This window comes from Microvirga sp. P4_G7 (assembly GCF_056401005.1).
Window position 1 is genome coordinate 1 of sequence record NZ_JBFUKD010000468.1, and the last position, 3069, is coordinate 3069.

At 60.6% G+C, this 3069-nt stretch carries 2 protein-coding genes; both read right to left on the reverse strand.

Annotated elements, in window-relative coordinates; translation table 11 throughout:
- Positions 1 to 168: 168 nt before the first annotated feature.
- Positions 169 to 2451 (reverse strand): hypothetical protein, encoded by a 2283-nt coding sequence (locus AC1DT3_RS16470; RefSeq protein WP_477466320.1) that lies wholly within the window; start codon positions 2449 to 2451, stop codon positions 169 to 171.
- Positions 2452 to 2880: 429 nt separating this feature from the next.
- A partial coding sequence (locus tag AC1DT3_RS16475; RefSeq protein WP_477466321.1) for a hypothetical protein occupies positions 2881 to 3069 on the reverse strand: 189 nt, incomplete at its 5' end.

Below are 3069 nucleotides of genomic sequence, written 5' to 3' on the forward strand. Positions count from 1 at the left end.
CCACACGTCATCACCGGGCTTGTCCCGGTGACCTCGCTCCGAAAAGCGCCGCGCCATACCGATCGAGGTGGCCGGGACGAGCCCGGCCATGACGGGGGAGGACGGTGGCGCCGCTCGCCTCGTCGGGGTTCCTCACATCACGTGGAAGTCTCACATCACGTGGAAGTCTCACATTACGTAAAAGTCCTTGTGCGACATCGTTTTGAGGTTCCTTGCCAACGTCCCGAACTGGATGGCCGCGTGCGTGCCGGTGYCGTCGTCGTCGTACAGGAGCGCGCCGTTGTTTTTGTTGTAGATGACCCGGTCGCTCGAATCGCCTGCCTTGTCGCCGATGTGGAACGCCCCTTTCGACAAGCCACCCTTCTTGGCGATTTTCGTAAAGACGCTCTTTGCCAGATGCATGATGTCGTCCGGTACGCTGAAATCGACGACCTTCTCCAGATTGGCTTTCTTGTTCGCCGCGTTTGTCTTGGAAAGCGTCGCGTTGAACAGGAAGACGTCCTGGCCCTTGCCGCCGCTCAGGGTGTCGTTGCCGAGCCCGCCGACGAGCGTGTCGTTGCCAAGCCCACCACCCAGATTGTCTTTGCCGGCGCCGCCGACGATCTTGTCGTTGAGATCGGATCCGATGGTGATCTCAGGGCTCACGTCTTTCACGACGATGGAGAAATCGCGGTCGATGAAAAGCCCGCCCTTGTCGGTCGCGCGGACGGTCACCTTGTGTGATTTCGCCTGTTCGAAATCGAGCCCGACGCCATGCGCGACGACGACCTTCGTGCCGCTCGCATCGAGCGTGAACCGTCCCCCCGCATTGTCGACGAGTGCGTAGGTGAACGTCTCCTCGGTATTGAGATCCGACGCCTTGRGCGACCCGACGACGGTACCGTTCGTCGCCAACTCGTTGGCCGGGGTTTGAATGAACTCGATCTGGGTCGGTTTCTCGTCCTGCGAAACCGTGACGACGGATTGGGCAACGTTGCCGGCGGAGTCTTCCACCTTGATCGTGAGCGCGCGGGACGTGAACGGTGCGTTTCCGGTGTTCGTGTAGGTGAGCGCGCGGATGATGTGCTCGACCATCGAGGGCGCAGAAGAGTTGAAGTTGATCTTGAAACTCGAGGCTGTGGTGCCATCCGAGAAATAGCCGACATCCGCGCCATCGACCAGAATGATGTTACTCGCTCCGTAACCGCCGAACAATTCTATGTCGCCAGTCGTGTCGATCCCGAGCTGATCGGACGCATCGGAGCCGCTGGACACTTCGACCGTCAAAGACCGGATCTTCGTTCCGTCATCGGTAAGCTTCGCGTCTCGGCCCAGATCGATGAACGAGGTGCGCTGCACAATTGCGCGGACGTGGTCTCCGCCCACGCCTGTCAGCACCGGAGCGGCATCGAGATCTGTCTTTTCGTCGTCCTTGACGGAGGCGAAGCCCTGGTTGTGCAGTTGCCGGCGTTCTTCGGCCGTGAAAGAAGCGCCCGTCAGAACGAGTTTGCTGTTCGCCCCGAACGAGAATGTACTGAGAGCAAGAGCCTTTTCGTCGAGCGTAATGGTACCGTTATCCGCGTCGAACGAGATGGCTTCGATGTTGGTGATCGTCTTGTTCGATAGATCGATCGACCCACCCGAGAGATAAATCACGTCATTTTCGAAGGTGCCGGGACCACTCACGGTTCCGCCTTCAATCGACTGGACGTCCGCCAGCTGGGACACGTCGAACGTGAAACTATCCTGCTCGAAGCTCCCTTTGATGATCTCAATATTCTTGAACTCGGCAAAATCCCGAAGAAACAACGATCCGCCGTTGACGAGCTGCAACGTGTCCAGTCCGGCGCCACCATCGAGTCTGTCGCCTTCATCGACCGCGCCCACGGTGACCGCAAACGTCTCATCCGCCGCTGTCCCCGTGACGGCTTCTACGCCGGCTTCGAGAAACTGGACGTCGTCGGGCGCCATTCTCACGTGGGTCGTCGCGGCGCAGGCTTCCATGTCGCCCATGCCCTCGAGGTAGATGGCGACCGTCCGCTCCATGATGGAGGACGCCGCCGAGGTGTTGGTGTAGGTCAAGGCGCGGATGAGGTCCTGAACCTGAACGGCCGTCACGCCGGCCTCGAAATCAATCCCCATGCCATAGGTATTCAACGACACGACCGTGCCGATCTTCGTCGTCGTGCCACCGCTGGTATGTCTGACCTCGATGCCTTCGGCGAGACTGCCCGACAATGAAATATGAAGGCCGTCTGTGCTGATTCCGACGACATCGGTATCTTCGGCATACATCCCGAAATCGACCGCCAGCCTCGCGATGACGCCGTTTGCAGCGACAACCTCTGCATCACCGTCTTCGTCGATCGAAACGGTCTGTCCGGCAAAAGTGCGTTGCAATGAATTGTCGAGATTATTGATCGTGATCGCGGCGAGAGTCGCGGGCTGAAATTGATGATCAAATGGTGACATTGATACCCCCAATGAAAACGCCCGCCGGCTTTCTGCCGGTGCGAGCCTGTCGCGCTGGAGTGCGTCTCCAACAGGAGTGAAGTATTACAAGTTTAGATACGTTATAACAAGTATTTTATGTCGCAACGCGGGCCCTTGGTGTCATTCCCGGCCGGAGGCGGCGGGAGTCGTCGAAGGGGAACGGAGCCCATAGAGCCACACTCGCCGCGTCCCGCCATGGGTCCGCTTCCCTCGCTTCGCTCGCCGGGGATGACACGAGGGGGCGCTCCAGACCGCTCCACACGTCACCACCCCTCCACACGTCATCACCGGGCTTGTCCCGGTGACCTCGCGGCGAAAAGCGCCGCGCCATTCCGATCGAGGTGGCCGGGACGAGCCCGGCCATGACGGGGGAGGACGGCGGCATGCGCGTCATCGCCCCTCCACGTGTCATTCCCGGCCGGAGGCGGCGGAGCCGGCGGAGGGGAAGGGAACCCATAGAGCCGCACTCGCCGCGTCCCGCCATGGGTCCCCTTCCCTCGCTTCGCTCGCCGGGGATGACACGAGCGGCTCCAGATCGCTCCACGCGTCATCGYCCCTCCACACGTCATCACCGGGCTTGTCCCGGTGACCTCGCTC